This window comes from Flavobacterium sp. GL_143 (assembly GCF_057834355.1).
Window position 1 is genome coordinate 2,783,143 of the sequence record NZ_CM174401.1, and the last position, 16,529, is coordinate 2,799,671.

Consider the following 16,529-nt stretch of genomic DNA (forward strand, 5'->3'; position numbering starts at 1 on the left):
AGCTAAAATCAATATAAAATGAATGAATCTACGGTAACAAAAATCAAGCAAATAAAGTTTTACGGAATCCACAATCCTTTCAAAACAGTCATTGAAAGTGGTAAAACGAATCATTATATGATCGATGAGTTTGTATCAATGACGATAGATGCAGAATGGGACCAAAGACATAACGGATAAATTGAACAAAGTGTCTCGCCTTACTATGGCATATAGTTAAAAAACAAGAAATGAAGACACAAACATACAAAATAGAAAAACAAATACTCTAATTAGTGAAAACCTTTCAGAATAATTGATTTGAGAAGGGTAAGCCAAAAATTGTTGAAGAGGTGAAATCTGGTATGATTACTGTATTTGTGTCTTAGATTTACTATCGCAAAATACCAACGACTTGTATGATTTTTAAAAGTAAGTTCCGTTATCATATAGTTGTTTTAGAAAAAAACTAGATCAAGTTTTAATTTTTCTTGACTCATTGTTTTTTTTGTTATCATATTTAGGATGAATAATTGGATTCAAAGGGATAAGAATATGATTTCGAACAGGTGATCTTAAGATAGTTTTGATAACAATAGCCTGATGTTCCCTAAAACAAGTTTAGATTAATGGTTCGTCAAATTGAGTAAAATGTCCTGATTTTATTGTTCTTATATGTGTGAAATCTTTTACTCCAATCTTAAGTGATTCCTTAAAGTCGTATCATAATTGTCTATCGGCTGAATCATGTTTAGCATCAACTTTTACACTTGATTATTGCAATAACTGGAACATCAGGTAAATTAGGTAGCTTCCATATGTTAAAAATCTTTTATTAATTGCTGAGCTTCTAACGCTATTCCCGAATTTTCACCATAATTAGCTTTATAAGTATTATAAAATGAGTCTATCTGACTCTGTGAAAAATGGTTGTATTTTTCGTTAGAAGTGTCAACAAACACTATGTGGTAGCTTTTTTTTGGATTTTTATAGCAAAATCTCTAATAAGCAATGTGCTAAATGAATGTCTTACCAAGTAGTACCTTTCTATTGTTTGTAAATTTATCTATGATCTTTTCATGTTCATTTCTTAATTTACTGATATTTCTAGATTCAGTGTTAGATTCTGATTTTCCGTAAGCAGCTCTATGATATTAATAAAACGCCAGAACTTAAAAAAAATCACAGATGGATAAGATCTCTGATGATTTTCCGGTGCTGTAGCACAATCTGTGATCGTTTCCATGATCAGATTCAAAAACAACTAAAAATTTTGATTTTTTTTGATACAAGGTAGTTCATCAGTTTATGTGTTCCTAAATAGATTACAGTTCCCGGATATTTTGTAAACAACAACAACAACAACAACAACAACAACAACAACAACAATATTTTTAATATTTTATTGTTGCATTTATATGTCTTATTGTTGTAGTTGTCTGAGAAATAAAAAATTACATTGCAATTATAAAGATAGTGCATAATTTGTGATAAACATTTTAGGTGTTTTCTAAGCTTTTAGTAAAATTATTATTTTTTTGTTTAAAATTTAATTTAAAATCTAAGTCATTATTAAAATGACACTGGTGTTCTTTTTGAATGATGATATTAACAAGATTAATTTATGAATAAAAATACAATTAAAGCAGGTGCTAAATTCTAAACATTCTTATGGAATTAAACGAAATACAAATTCTCGAAAAACTTAAGGGAGGTGATTCATTAGGGTACATCCAATTGTTTGATAAATATTATATGCCATTATGCGTGTACAGTTTTAAATATTGCGATTCGTTTCATTTGGCCGAGGATATTGTTCAAGATTTATTTGTGAAATTTTGGGACGAAAAGTTATATATGAAAATGGATGATTTCATAGGTTCTTATCTGTTTAAATCTGTAAAAAATAATACGTTACAGTTTCTTAAAAAGAAATCAAGGTATCAATTTAAAGGAATCGAAGAAGTTGTCAATAATTTAATGGAGGAGGATCAATTGGACTTTACAGCTTTAGAAGACGAAAAAAAGAAACTATTTGAACAAGTAGAAGCTTTGCCCGAAAAAAGTAAAGAAGTTTTTAAAGCTATTGTATTAGAAAATATGAAATATAAAGAGGTAGCAGCAGACCTCGATATTTCGGTTAATACGGTAAAAACACATTATGCTAGAGCCTTAAAACAACTTCGGTTTAAACTTGATGTTATTATTATGTTAATGCTGTTGTAAAAAAAACTATTTTTTTGTCGCCCATTTTTGGTGTTCAATTATATTATAAATATAAAGATATCATTAATGAGTAAAATAAATTCCCATATTTTAAAACTTATTTCATTCTATACTGCCAAAGAAATAAGTGACGCAGAATTTAACGAGTTACAAAAATGGATAAGTGACGCACCTGAAAACAAAGTTTTGTTTACAGATATTTTGTTATTGTATAAAAAAACCAGACAAATATCATTTGCCGATTATATTGATAAAGATATTGCTTGGAATAAAATTGTTTCTAAATTAGAAAGACCATTAATGCAAATTATTGTAGAAAAGGAATCTAAATTCTTTTCTATTAGGAATCGTTGGGTTAAATATGCTGCAGTAGTCATTCTAGTAGGGGTGCTAACTACAATTTATGTCGTCAAAGATAATTTATTTACCAAGTCTTTGAATTTGACTCCGGCAATTGTAAAGAAAACGGAATTTATTGAGACTGGAACAGGTAAAGTAACTCTGACTTTGGAAGATGGATCTGTAGTAGTGTTAAAAAAGGGAAAAACTTTCTATACACAAAACGCCATTAGTAACGGCAGGGAGATTGTTTACCATACGACTGAACACAAGCAAACAAAGATGCCCTACAATTATTTAACTATTTCAAGAGGAGGTCAATTTTTTATTAAATTATCGGATGGAACAAAAGTATGGTTAAATTCTGATTCTCAATTAAAATATCCTGTTGCTTTTGTTGAAGGTGAAATTCGTCAAGTAGAATTGGTATATGGAGAAGCATATTTTACTGTGTCCCCAAGTACAAGACATAAAGGTTCAAAGTTCAAAGTTTTTAATAAATCTCAAGAAGTAGAGGTTGTAGGTACAGAGTTTAATATTAAAGCATATAAAGACGAAACTAATGTGTACACAACTCTAGTTGAGGGTAAAGTAGATGTAAATATTGCAAAGAGTAAACAAAGATTAATACCAAACCAACAATTAAGTCTAAACATAAAAACTAATGCTTTAGTAATTAGTACTGTTGATGTTTATAATGAAATATCATGGAAAGAGGGGGTTTTTAGTTTTCGTAAAAAAAACCTCGGAGAAATTATGAAAGTATTGTCTCGTTGGTACAATATAGATGTACAGTTCGAGAATCAAGAATTAAAGAAAACCAGATTTAATGGGGATTTAGGGAAGGATCAAAAGATTGAAGATATATTAGAAATAATTAAAAATTTTAAAGTCATCAATGATTATGAAATTTCAAACAAAAAAGTAATATTGAAATAATATACAAAAAAAAGGAGCGAAGTCAAACATTTTGCGGTGCATCAACTTCGTCCCTCTGTGATGTATGAACTAAACATCTGTCTAATTAATACAATGTAAATTTATGAAAATTAAATCAATTAATGAGCATTTTCTCATTTGGGAACGACTCCTGTTAATTATGAAAACCTCTCTATTCTTGTTGTGTACAACTGTTTTTAGTTTGACGACTGAAAAATCATTTTCACAAGAGAAAGTGATAATAGATTCCGATAAGGTAGTGACTGTTGATGAGGTTTTTAATACTATACAAAACCAAACGAAATTACATTTTTTATATCCTGATGATTTATTTGAAAATATCTCAAAAGTAAAATTGAAAAAAGGAGTTATTGAAGTTTCTAAATTGCTAGAGCAAAGCCTCTATGGAAGTAATGCCAAGTTTGAATTATCTGATGGGAATAACATTATTATTAAAAAAATAGAAAAAAAAATTAAACATAAACCAGCACAGATACCACAAAAAGTTAAAATTTCAGGCATTGTTGTAGATCAAAAGAATCAGCCATTGCCAGGAGCTAATATTTTGGAAAAAGAAACTAATAATACAACACAAACGGATTTTGACGGTAAATTTTCAATTGAGGTAGAAGGTCAAAAAGCAACATTACTTATTTCATTCATTGGTTTTGTAACACAAGAAATTTCTTTGAAAGGGAAGACTAGTTTAACGGTCAGATTAATTGAAGAATCTTCCTCTCTTAATGAAGTCGTTATTGTGGGATATGGAAAACAAAAGAAAGAGAATTTAACAGGAGCTGTAGGAGTAATTACATCGAAACAAATTGAAGATAAAATTGGACCCAATACAGGACAATTACTTCAGGGAATTGCGCCTAATTTGAATGTAAACTTATCTGATGGGGATATCAACGGAGAAGCAAATATCAATATTAGAGGAATTGCTTCTATAAATGGAGGTAGTGCTTTAATTCTTATTGATGGCGTACAAGGAAATATCAATAGAATCAGTCCTAAAGATATTGAATCTATTTCCATTTTAAAAGATGCAGCTTCGGCAGCTATATATGGTGCCCGTGCAGCATTTGGTGTTGTTTTAGTTACAACAAAAAAAGGAAAAGAAGGCAAAATAAAAATAAATTATAACTCTAATTTTAACTGGAGTTCTCCAACTATTAACACAAAAAATTTTATTACCGACGGTTTAGATTGGGCTAGATTGAGTGATAAATTGAGTTTAATCGAAAACAAAAGTACCTATTTAGGATATTCGGCCGAAGATTATGCCTATTTAGAAGCTAGGCGCAAAGATCCAAGTCTTCCATCGGTCTTAATTAAAACTGTAGATGGTGTTGAAAGATATGTGCATTATGGAAATACAGATTGGTGGAATACAATATTCAGTAATTCTCAAGCATCATCAGAACATAATTTAAATCTATCAGGTGGAACCGATAAAGTAAATGTTTATTTATCCGGTAGATTTTACACTAGAGATGGGATTTATAAAATAAATAAGGACGTATTAGACACTTACACAATGCGTGCAAAAATTGATGCTAAACCTTATAAATGGTTATCAATTGGGAATTCTACAAGTATTTATAATAAAAATTATTCGTCTCCGGCTACTAACACAAGAAGTATAAGTGGAGCAAATAATAGTGAAGATTGGCGAAAGTATACATTTCATGCTTCCCCTTTATATTTACCAACAAACCCAGATGGTTCGCTAATTATAAAAGGAGCTTACACGAATAATAGAGACATAGCTGATGGAACTTTTGCGGATTTAATATACGGTAAGAGTAGAGCAGTTGAAAAAGATTTTGAAGTATCAAATACGACACCGATTACAATAAATATAATGAAAGGTTTAAAAGTAAATGGTGATTATAGCTTTAGAAAAAGGCAGCAAAGTGAACAAGTTCGTTTAATAGCAGCACCCTACACAAATCAGCCTAATGGTGAAGGAGTGCAATTATATAAAACTAATACTGAGACTTATAAGGAGTTAGAGAGAAAAGAGCTTTATCAGGCAATCAATGCCTATGCGGATTTTGAATTTAATCCAATAGAGAATCATACTTTTTCCGCATTGGTTGGTTTCAATCAAGAATGGAATTCATTTAAAAGAAATATTGCCAGCAGAAATGGAAATTTATCCGAAAACTTAAATTCTTTTAATCTAGCGACAGGAAATAATATTTATTTAAATTCAACAGAAGAAGAATGGGCTATTCGAGCTTCTTTTTATAGAGTAAAGTATAATGTTTTAAATAAATATTTAATTGAATTTAATGGTAGGTTTGATTTGTCTTCGAGGTTTCCAAAAGACAAAAGACTTGGTTTTTTCCCTTCTACGTCGATTGCATGGAAACTAAGTAGCGAATCATTTTGGAAAAATATTAAACCTTATATAGGAAATTTAAAATTTAGAGCGTCATACGGTTCATTGGGTAATCAAAATGTTGGAGCTTATGATTATATATCTACAATGTCAATAAATCAAGGTAAGTATATTTCAGGAGGAAATTTAAATAATTATTTTACGACACCAAATCCAATATCCTCAAATTTCACATGGGAAAAATCAGAAACTACTGATTTTGGAGTAGATATGTCAGCCTTTAATAACAGATTTAGCGTAAGCTATGATTGGTATCAAAGAAATGTCACTGACATGCTAACAACAGGAACAAAATTACCTTCTGTATTTGGTGCAACAGAGCCGAAAGAAAATGCGGCCAATTTAAGTACAAAAGGATTTGAATTATCTATTAACTGGAAAGATGATTTGAAATTAGCAGGAAAGTCGTTCAGTTATAATCTTAGTTTTACACTTGGAGACAGTCGGACCTTCATAACCAAATTTGATAATCCAACAGGAGATATACAACAGTATTATGTAGGTCAGGAAGTAGGAGAAGTCTGGGGATATACTGTTGATGGTTTTTTTCAAACCGATGATGAATATCTGAATCATGCAAATCAAACATTAGTGAATCAACGGATTCAAAATAATTATTTGATCAATCATCCTGTGGCAGGGGATATAAAATTTGCCGATTTGAATGGTGATGGAGTAATATCTCCTGGAGATAAAACATTGGCTAATCATGGGGATCTAAAAAAACTTGGAAATACGAACCCAAGATATAACTACGGAATAACTTTAGGAGCTAATTATGCAGGGTTCGATTTAAATGTTTTTTCGCAAGGAATCATGCATCGTGATTGGAATCCTGGCACAGATAACAGTTTCTTTTGGGGACCTTTTACTAGACAATATAATAATTTTTATCCTAAAAGTATAGAAGCTAATTCTTGGACGCCTGAAAATCCTAATGCCTATTTCCCTCGATTGGCTCCATATGCAGAAAGAGGAGGACCTTATGAAGGCGAACAATTAGGAGTTAATTCAGATAAATATCTACAAAATGCTGCTTATTTAAGAATTAAGAATATCACTTTAGGGTATTCTTTACCTCAAGCATTTGTAAGTAAATTGCATTTGGATGCAGTTAGATTTTATACTTCTGGAGTTAATTTATTTACTTTTTCTCCATTATACAGGCATAATCCTGATAGAACTGTTGATCCTGAACAACTTGGTGATGGCAATGCCTACCCATTTACAAAGACATATGCATTTGGATTAGATATTAAATTTTAAAAAGCAGAGATGAAAAATATATTAAAATTTTTTACAATAACTATTTTATTGGTTTCGTGTAACAATGATTTTCTTGAAAGGTATCCTTTGTCAGAAATTGCTCCTGAAAACTCATTTAAAACAGCGTCGGATTTAGAATTGTATACCAATAGTTTTTATAATGATCTTCCAGGCTTTGATGGGATTATTGGATTGGATAAACTATCAGATAATGTATTATATAATGGAGTTCCTTTAGAACAATCAGGGACACGATTAGTTCCATCAGCTGCTGGGAGCAGCGAATGGAATTGGAATAATTTAAGAAAAATAAATGTATTCTTTAAATATTATGAACAATGTGATGATGCTAATGCAAAAAAACAATATAGCGGGGTAGCCTCATTTTTCAGAGCTTACTTTTATTATAATAAATTAAAGCGTTTTGGCGATGTACCTTGGTATGATCAAGTTATTGGAACTTCGGATATAAGTTTATTATTGAAACCTAGGGATTCAAGGTTTTTTATCACCGATAAAATTATTGAAGACCTAGATAGAGCGATTCTTAATTTAAACACGGTTAAATCATCTGATAGAGTTAACCGATGGACCGCTTTGGCCTTAAAATCACGAGTTTGTTTATTTGAAGGAACCTACAGGAAATATCACAATTTAGCTGGAGCCGATGACTTATTGACTTTGGCATATAAAGCAGCACAAAGAGTTATGGTTGAAGGGAGTTACGCCTTATATTCAACAGGTAATCCTACTAAGGATTATAGGGATTTATTTGCTTCTGACGATATCAAAGAAACAGAAATAATGTTGTCAAGACAATATGATAAAAATTTAAACATTCCCAATAGTATAAATTATTATTTTACTTCTCCAACGCAAGATGACGCGGGTTTGACAAAATCTATGGAAGATACATATTTAATGAATAGCGGCATTTCATTTACTAGTAAACCGGGTTATAAAACAATGAGTTTTCTTCAAGAATCCCAAAATAGGGATCCTAGAATGTCCCAAACTATCAGGACTCCAGGTTATATCAGAATTGGAGGTATGACTGCTTTACTTCCTGATTTTTCTGCAACTATTAGTGGCTATCAAATTGTTAAATATGTAAGTGATGCAACACAAGACGGTTTTGAATCTGGATTTCAAGATTTGCCTGTTATTAGATTTGGCGAGGTGCTGTTAAATTTTGCTGAAGCAAAAGCAGAATTAGGAATCTTAACACAGACTGACTTAGATAACTCAATTGGTTTATTGCGTGCCCGTGTCGGTATGCCTTTGTTACATATGGCATTTGCAAATGCTTCTCCAGATTCTGTTCTAAAAGTTGATTATCCAAATGTTTCCGGCTCAAATACTGGAGTTATTCTTGAAATTAGAAGAGAACGAAGAGTGGAATTAGTAATGGAGGGGTTTCGTTATGATGATTTGATGAGATGGAAAGTAGGAAAATTAATTAAAGATCATTTTAAAGGGATGTATTTTTCGGGAATAGGTGCTTTCGATTTAGATGGGAATGGTACTCTTGACGTAGAATTATATACTGGTACTCCGAAAACCACTGCGCCTCAAAAAGTTGAAATCGGTGGAGTTTTAACTTTATCTAATGGTTCCAGCGGAAATTTAGTACCATTTGCAGATAGAATAAAAAAATTTGATGAAAGTCGTGATTATTTGTATCCAATACCTTCTGGAGATATATTGTTGAATCCAAATTTATCTCAAAACCCAAATTGGTAATAAAATTAATTTAAAAAGTATGAAAAAGATTTTTTTACCTAGTTTAAAAATAGCGCTGATTTTCCTTATTGGGTTAGTTGTCTTAATTTCTTGCTCCAAAGACGATTCTTCCGTGGATGAAGCCCTAAAAGCATCATTTTCTGTAAGTACTGAAAATGTTTTGGCAGGTGAGACAATTGTGTTTAGGAATCAATCAACCGGTTCCACTGAAGTAGTTTGGGATTTTGGCGATGGAACAAGCGAAACACAACAAAACCCTTCTCATACATATACTGAAGTTGGATCTTATATCGTAACTCTTACCGCAAAAAATAACACACATGAGAAAAAGTATTCCAAAACTATAGTTGTTGTATTATCTAATGATATAAGTTCAAGAAGCACACTTAAAGAAAAATTGAGTAATCTTAGTGGCAAAATTTTGGTTTGTGCTCATAGGGCGACAGAACTAGATACTCCAGAAAATTCATTGATAGCTGTTCAAAAAGCAATAGATAATCATATAGATATGGTAGAAATTGATATTAGACAAACCAAAGATGGAGAATTGGTTTTGATGCATGATGCTACTATAGACAGAACCACAAACGGAAAAGGAGATGTAAGTAAATATACATTGCAAGAAATAAGCCAATTTAATTTATACAAATCAAACGGAACCTTAACCAATGAGAGGATCCCAACTTTAAAACAAGTATTAAAAAAAGCAAGAGGGAAAATTTATATAAACCTTGATATCGATGAGAAAGCGCCTTTTAATAAAGTATATGCTTTAGTAAAGCAGTATGGCATGTTAAAGCAAGTTTTATTTTACAGTAAAGACAATGGTTTGATTAGAAGTATGCTAGTTGCTGATAAAGATTTAGTTGTATTGCCCTATATAGATAATGTTTCAGAATTTAACGCTTATGCTAATATAAATTTGAGCATTGTACATTATTCAGACACATCATTAAACGAAACTCTGGTTCAAGCCGCAAAAAATAAAGGATGGAGTGTTTATGCTAATGTTTACGTTAATACAAATACGACACCTCAATCAGACGGCAATTATTTAATAGATAAATTCATTGCCGTAAAGGGTAGTGTAGTACAAACTGATTACCCAGAGTACTTAAAGAATTATCTACAACAAAAAAACTTAAATGATTAAGAAAATGGAAAAAGCAATGAAGATAATAAAATATTGGATGTTCTTTTTAGTATTGGGAATGGCTTCCTGTAATAATGAAGATGCTCTTGTCGATACTAAACCTGTAGCCGGGTTCACTCTTAAAGAAATAAAATTAGCAGACAATGGACAAGTCATTAATAGTTCTTTTACTGATGCATCTTTTGACCAAAATGGAAGTATTGCCTCATGGAATTGGAATTTTGGAGATGGTACAAGTTCTACGGAACAATCACCTACTCATACTTATGTACCTGGAAAATATACTGTAGTCTTAACAGTTACTGATAATAGTGGAAACGTAAATGTAAATCGATTTTCCAAAGAATTAGACCTAACAGCAATAATTGAACCAATAAAATTATGGGAATTTGCGCTTCCGGGAATAATAGAAAGTGTTGCTGCTGGAATAGGTGATGATGGCACCATTTATATGCCATGTAGTTCAGCAAAAGGCACCGATAATATGTTTGCCATTAATCCAAATGGTACAAAAAAATGGAGTTATGCTACTGGTGATATCAACCGTAGTGCCGCATCTATAGATGCCAATGGTATTATTTATGTAGGCTCTTATGATAAATATTTATATGGGTTTTCACCTAATGGTGGTACTGTTGCTTTTAAATATAATGTTGCTAATACCCTTAGATATGAAGGTGCCGTATTTGCAGAAGATGGAACCATCTACATTGGCTCCCAACAATCATTTGAATTGTTTGCTTTAAATCCTAATGGAACTCTAAAATGGAAGTACAAAACGGGTAATGCTTTAAATGCTACCCCTGCCATTGGATCAGATGGGACAATTTATGTAGGTTCAACAGATGGTTTTTTCTATGCTATAAATTCAAACGGTACATTAAAATGGAAATCAAAATATGGATCATATACTGCTAGTGCAACTGCTATTGGTTCTGACGGTACTATATATTTTTCAGGTGAAGTAAATGATAAAGGGCCATTACTTTTAGGTGTTCTAATTGCATATAACCCCGACGGAACAGAAAAGTGGCGAAAAGATAGAGCCGGTAAAGTTTCCCGAGGTGGATTTGTAATCGCTCCTGATGGAACATTATACTTGGGAGGTGAAGATTCTAAATTAATAGCATATAATCCTAATGATGGTGCAATCAAGTGGGAATATGCTACACGAGGACCTATTCGTGGCTGTGCAGCCGTTGATAACGATGGGAATATTTATGTAGGTGATGACAGTGGCTATTTATATGTAATAGACCCACAGGGTAATAAAATGTGGAAAGAAAAGAAATTAGGAGCTTCTATGTGGAGTTCAATTACCATAGGTAAAGATGGAGTTATCTATGCTGCAGCAACCCAGGCAAATAATACCAGTGCACTGCTTTATGCGCTAAAGACTAATGCTACAGGGCCTGCGTCAAAAGGATGGCCAATGCAATCTAACAATGCTAAACATGCTGGTCGATAGAGTTTTATTAGATAAAGAATAAAGAATAAAAATAGTAGTAACAATTACATCTAATATACTATTGTTTTTAAATAAAAAAGATGTAAAAAAGACAGTTCAATTTAAACATAAAAAGAGTATGAATAAATATTTAGCATTTGCATTTTTTATGATAAGCACTTTTTGTTATCAGGCACAAGCCCAAAAAAATAAAAAAAATACGATTTTACCTCAACAAAAACTGGAGCAATTGTTTAATCCAAAAAACAATCAAGTTTTGATTTCAGCACATCGAGGAGATTGGAGAAATACTCCTGAAAATTCGTTATTAGGATTAAAAAAATGCATTGCCATGGGCATTGACATTTTAGAATTGGATTTAAAAAAAACCAAAGACGGTTATTTAATTGTGATGCATGACAAAACCATCGATCGTAGCACGAATGGCAAAGGAAAACCAGAAGACTATACTTTAGAAGAAATTAAAAAATTTAAACTTAGAAATGGTTTAGGTAGAGCGACATCACATCAAATACCAACATTTGAAGAAATGCTAATCGCTGCTAAAGGAAAAATACTGATAGATGTAGATAAGGGGTATGAATATTTTAATGATGTAATAGCACTCATTAAAAAGCATGAAATGTTCGATCAAACCATTATCAATATTGATGACAATACTTATTTTAATGATGTAGAATCTAAATATGGAAAAATAGATGCTGAAATCGTGCTGATGCCCATCATAAATTATAAAAAAGAAAATGCTAAAGAGATTGTAAATAGTTACTTAAATCATAAAAAAACTATTCTGCAACCTGTATTTGAAACGGATACAATTCAAATTATTAATGAATTACCAATACTTAAGAAGAAAGGTTATGGTATTTGGATTAACAGTCTTTGGGCATCATTAAATGGAGGGCATGATGATGATACTGCAGTGGAAGAAAACAAACCTGAAGAAACCTGGGGATGGATTATTACAAAAGGAGCCAATGTAATTCAAACTGATAGGCCAGGAGAGTTGCTCGAATACTTAAAAGAGAAAAAAGTACACAAGTAATAAATATTTGTTGATAGATAAATTAGTTTGGAAGAAAAGGAGCTATTAAAAACAATGCCTTTTCATAAATTTTAAAAATATAGCTCATGTTAAATTATTTTAAAAAGTCAAAGCCTAAAGACTTGGTTTTGTTCAATGAAGAGCAAATGCAGGCTTATTATATAAAACTAAAGTGGGAGGTATTTATTTCAGCCACTTTAGGATATGGTTTGTATTATTTATGCCGTTTAAGTCTTAATGTTGTAAAAAAACCTATCGTAGATAGCGGCTTGTTGACAGAATTTCAATTAGGAATCATTGGTTCGGCCTTGTTTTTTTCTTATGCTGTGGGAAAACTAATTAATGGTTTTTTTGCAGATCATTGTAATATAAAACGTTTTATGGCTCTTGGATTGTTAGTATCTGCATTAGCCAATTTAATTATGGGCTTTACAGCCAGTTTTTTCTTTTTTGCTATATGTTGGGGTATTAATGGCTGGGTACAATCTATGGGAGCACCCTCTAGCATAGTTTCCTTATCAAGATGGTACACAGACAAAGAAAGAGGCAGCTTTTATGGATTTTGGAGCACAAGTCATAACATAGGGGAGGCTCTTACTTATATTTTAACCGCTGTAGTGGCAACGTCTTTTGGATGGCAGTGGGGTTTTAGAATAGCTGCTATCATTGGTTTATTCGGTGCTTTAATGATTGCTGTCTTTTTTCATGATTCTCCTGAAAGTAAAGGTTTACCAGTAGTAAACAAAGATTTCAGAAAAGAAAAAATATCTACATGGGAGGAACAAAAAGGGGTTCTTAAAAATCCGTACATATGGATTTTGGCTTTAGCAAGTGCCTTCATGTATATATCAAGATATGCAGTAAATAGTTGGGGGCCTTATTATTTTGAAACAGCAAAAGGCTATAGTCTTACTCAGGCAAATTCTCTCGTTGCAATAAGTGCGATATTTGGGATAATAGGTACAGCTTCATCTGGATTTGTATCGGATAAATTTTTTAACAGAAGAAGAAATAAACCGGCATTGATTTTTGGATTAATGAACGTATTTGCGCTTTCCTTATTTTTATTGGGACCCAAAAACGTTTGGTGGCTGGATGCTTTGAGCATGGTAATTTTTGGACTAGGTATTGGCGCACTTATATGCTATTTAGGAGGTCTTATGGCAGTAGACATCGCTTCAAAGCAAGCATCTGGTGCAGCACTGGGTGTGGTAGGGATTGTGAGCTATTTTGCTGCGGGTATTCAAGATATTGTCAGTGGCTATCTAATTGAGAATAATAAATCTGTAGTCAATGGCATAATACAATATGATTTTGATTCAGTCTCTTTTTTTTGGATTGCTTCAGCATTGATTTCAGTGGTTCTAACATTATTTACATGGAAGAAAACTTAACGATAGTTAAAGGTTAGTCAGAACTACATAGGAAGGCGATTTTTGAAATTATTTCTGAAAATCACTAGACATACTGATTTCTGATTCTTGGTATAATGGAATCTTATACTGCATACTATAATCTTAGTTTTTAAAATTTATAAGGAACTACAGAGAGACAAAATATAAGAAGCACCAGTGAAAAACTAAAATAAAAATGAGAAATTTTGATATAAACGAAGATCCTCACAGACGCTTTAATCCGTTGATTAACGAGTGGGTATTGGTGTCTCCGCACAGGGCTACAAGACCTTGGCAAGGACAAAATGAAAAAAATGATATCGATGCACTTCCGCAGTATGATGCGGCCTGTTATTTATGTCCGGGAAATGTGCGCGCCAATGGAGAAAACAATCCAAAGTATGAATCGAGTTTTGTTTTTGAAAATGACTTTTCTGCCGTTAAACAAGAACCGGTTGCCTTTGAAGAGGAAATAAGGCAGACTTTCTTCAAAGTAAAACCAGAACGCGGTATTGCCAGAGTAGTTTGTTTCTCACCAAGACATGATTTGACTTTGCCTGAGATGGAGCTTTTTGAGATTGAAAGCATTATCAGAACTTGGCAAAAAGAATACATAGATTTAGGAAGTATTGACTACATTAATCATGTTCAGATTTTTGAAAACAAAGGAAGTGTAATGGGATGCAGTAATCCGCACCCGCACGGACAAATATGGGCACAGTCGACATTGCCAACGCAGGTTGAAAAAACGCAAAACAGCCTAAAATCTTATTTCGATAAAAATCAAAGTAATCTGTTATTTGATTATCTAAAAGAAGAATTAAAGATAAAGGAACGTATCGTAATTGAGAATGATCATTTTGTGGTTTTGATCCCTTTTTGGGCTATTTGGCCATTTGAAACTATGATTATAAGCAAACGACATATTACAAAAATAACAGAGTTCACTTCTGAAGAGGTTTCGGCTTATGCCACTATTTTAAAGTTACTGACAATAAAATACGATAATCTTTTTGAGACTTCTTTCCCTTATTCGTCGGGCATTCACCAAGCTCCTACTGATGGTAAACGACATCCAGAATGGCAATTTCATATGCATTTTTATCCACCTTTATTGCGTTCAGCTTCTATTAAGAAATTTATGGTAGGTTACGAGATGCTAGCCGAAGTGCAAAGAGATATAACTCCAGAAAAAAGTGCTGAACTATTAAGGAAAATACCAGACTTACATTATAAAAATAAATGACGCAATTACTATTAACTTAAATTTTTATATTATGAAAAAGATTAGAAAAACAACACTTTATGCGTTCCTTTTTGCTATAGGAACATGTTTTACATCATTAATGGCGCAAAATACGTTTCCTGCTAGTGGAAATGTAGGCATTGGTACCAGTAGTCCTAGTTCAGCACTAAGCGTTTTAGGACCAAATAATACCGGGAATTTAAAGATTGGATCAACTTCAAATAATAGCGGAGATACATGGTGGATGGGTTTTAGTCATGGTAATAACACTACAGATGCAAATGATCGGGCGAGAATTGGTGTAAATATTATGAGTGGAGGAGCAGGAAGATTATATTTTTCGACCGGAACCTCAGCTAATCAGTCAGAAAAAATGAGGATTGATGAAAACGGCAATGTTGGTATCGGTACTACCACACCATCTGTGCTACTTGATGTGTACAATGTTACCGCTAATGCCCGTACTTCAGTTTTTACTAGAGGACAAGACCCTAATTATCAAATAGGGTTTCAAAACGGAAGTGGTAATAATGTTAATGATATTGTGGGAAAGCTTGCTCTTACGTATAACGGAAGTTCAAATTCAAGTATTAACTTTCATAGAGGGATTTATAGCAATGCTGGGTTTATAAGTATTACTACGCAAAATAGCACAGTTCCAGATATGGTTATTGGATCATCTGGTGCTACTTATTTTGGATATTCAATAAATGATGGAGATGCATTATTCGCAAGGAATGTATGGGCAAAATATTTTTTTAACACAGGCGTAAACATAGGGAATGATAATGCCTCTTCTACAGCTAAATTTCTTGACGTGCACGGTCATGCCACTTTCAATAATGACCTTGGCAGCTCAGATGCTACAATGACTCATGTTACCATTAATACTGATACGTCCGTAGCAGGTACAGCACTTACTGTAGCAGGACCAACTTATATTGGAGATTGGAAAGCTATAGAAAGTGGAGCAATAAATTCCAGCTATTTTTCTACTTACAATTTGTGGGTTACTAAAGGTGTTGTAAGTAATGATTTTGCAATTGCAACAGAATCGGAATGGAAAGATGATGTTTTTGAAAAGGATTATAAATTGCCCACACTAAAAGAAGTTGAAAATTTTATAACAACAAATAAACATCTTCCAGATGTTCCTTCGGCAGAGGATGTAAAAAACAATGGTTATACAGTAAGAGATATGACAAGAACATTATTACAAAAAGTAGAAGAACTTACTTTGTACACCATCGCATTAGAAAAGAAACTGGAAAAATTAAATTCCCAAGTTAATTCAAGTAAGTAGATTAAACTAATAATCCAG

11 protein-coding genes are annotated in these 16,529 nt (G+C 32.4%); all 11 read left to right on the forward strand.

What is annotated here, in order from left to right:
- Positions 1-18 precede the first annotated feature (18 nt).
- Positions 19-180, forward strand: coding sequence for a hypothetical protein (locus AC3IPI_RS12085; protein ID WP_489159169.1), 162 nt, complete (start codon positions 19-21; stop codon positions 178-180).
- A 1,470-nt stretch (positions 181-1,650) separates the two neighbouring features.
- On the forward strand, positions 1,651-2,205 hold the full coding sequence (locus AC3IPI_RS12090; protein ID WP_489159170.1) for an RNA polymerase sigma-70 factor: 555 nt from the start codon (positions 1,651-1,653) through the stop codon (positions 2,203-2,205).
- A gap of 66 nt (positions 2,206-2,271) precedes the next feature.
- Positions 2,272-3,483, forward strand: a complete 1,212-nt coding sequence (locus AC3IPI_RS12095; RefSeq protein ID WP_489159171.1) for a FecR family protein — start codon at positions 2,272-2,274, stop codon at positions 3,481-3,483.
- Positions 3,484-3,586: 103 nt separating this feature from the next.
- Positions 3,587-7,159 (forward strand): SusC/RagA family TonB-linked outer membrane protein, encoded by a 3,573-nt coding sequence (locus AC3IPI_RS12100; protein WP_489159172.1) that lies wholly within the window; start codon positions 3,587-3,589, stop codon positions 7,157-7,159.
- A 9-nt stretch (positions 7,160-7,168) separates the two neighbouring features.
- Positions 7,169-8,902: a RagB/SusD family nutrient uptake outer membrane protein gene (locus AC3IPI_RS12105; protein WP_489159173.1), complete on the forward strand. Its 1,734-nt coding sequence runs from the start codon at positions 7,169-7,171 to the stop codon at positions 8,900-8,902.
- Positions 8,903-8,921: 19 nt separating this feature from the next.
- On the forward strand, positions 8,922-10,055 hold the full coding sequence (locus tag AC3IPI_RS12110; protein WP_489159174.1) for a glycerophosphodiester phosphodiesterase family protein: 1,134 nt from the start codon (positions 8,922-8,924) through the stop codon (positions 10,053-10,055).
- Entirely contained in the window at positions 10,048-11,523 is a 1,476-nt protein-coding gene (locus AC3IPI_RS12115; protein WP_489159175.1) for an outer membrane protein assembly factor BamB family protein, read from the forward strand. Before AC3IPI_RS12110 ends, AC3IPI_RS12115 begins: the two co-directional genes overlap by 8 nt.
- A gap of 118 nt (positions 11,524-11,641) precedes the next feature.
- A complete protein-coding gene (locus AC3IPI_RS12120; RefSeq protein WP_489159176.1) occupies positions 11,642-12,568 on the forward strand; it encodes a glycerophosphodiester phosphodiesterase family protein in 927 nt (308 codons plus the stop codon).
- A gap of 86 nt (positions 12,569-12,654) precedes the next feature.
- A complete protein-coding gene (locus AC3IPI_RS12125; protein WP_489159177.1) occupies positions 12,655-13,962 on the forward strand; it encodes an MFS transporter in 1,308 nt (435 codons plus the stop codon).
- Between the two features lie 196 nt (positions 13,963-14,158).
- Positions 14,159-15,208 (forward strand): UDP-glucose--hexose-1-phosphate uridylyltransferase, encoded by a 1,050-nt coding sequence (locus AC3IPI_RS12130; RefSeq protein WP_489159178.1) that lies wholly within the window; start codon positions 14,159-14,161, stop codon positions 15,206-15,208.
- Positions 15,209-15,239: 31 nt separating this feature from the next.
- A complete protein-coding gene (locus AC3IPI_RS12135; protein WP_489159179.1) occupies positions 15,240-16,511 on the forward strand; it encodes a hypothetical protein in 1,272 nt (423 codons plus the stop codon).
- The last annotated feature ends 18 nt before the right edge of the window (positions 16,512-16,529 follow it).

Excerpts from the sequence above, each read along its gene's own strand:
- AC3IPI_RS12095 (WP_489159171.1), top strand. The coding sequence starts at position 2,272 with ATGAGTAAAATAAATTCCCATATTTTAAAACTTATTTCATTCTATACT.
- AC3IPI_RS12115 (WP_489159175.1), top strand. The coding sequence starts at position 10,048 with ATGATTAAGAAAATGGAAAAAGCAATGAAGATAATAAAATATTGGATG.
- AC3IPI_RS12085 (WP_489159169.1), top strand. The coding sequence starts at position 19 with ATGAATGAATCTACGGTAACAAAAATCAAGCAAATAAAGTTTTACGGA.
- AC3IPI_RS12135 (WP_489159179.1), top strand. The coding sequence starts at position 15,240 with ATGAAAAAGATTAGAAAAACAACACTTTATGCGTTCCTTTTTGCTATA.
- AC3IPI_RS12130 (WP_489159178.1), top strand. The coding sequence starts at position 14,159 with ATGAGAAATTTTGATATAAACGAAGATCCTCACAGACGCTTTAATCCG.
- AC3IPI_RS12105 (WP_489159173.1), top strand. The coding sequence starts at position 7,169 with ATGAAAAATATATTAAAATTTTTTACAATAACTATTTTATTGGTTTCG.
- AC3IPI_RS12090 (WP_489159170.1), top strand. The coding sequence starts at position 1,651 with ATGGAATTAAACGAAATACAAATTCTCGAAAAACTTAAGGGAGGTGAT.
- AC3IPI_RS12120 (WP_489159176.1), top strand. The coding sequence starts at position 11,642 with ATGAATAAATATTTAGCATTTGCATTTTTTATGATAAGCACTTTTTGT.
- AC3IPI_RS12110 (WP_489159174.1), top strand. The coding sequence starts at position 8,922 with ATGAAAAAGATTTTTTTACCTAGTTTAAAAATAGCGCTGATTTTCCTT.
- AC3IPI_RS12100 (WP_489159172.1), top strand. The coding sequence starts at position 3,587 with ATGAAAATTAAATCAATTAATGAGCATTTTCTCATTTGGGAACGACTC.
- AC3IPI_RS12125 (WP_489159177.1), top strand. The coding sequence starts at position 12,655 with ATGTTAAATTATTTTAAAAAGTCAAAGCCTAAAGACTTGGTTTTGTTC.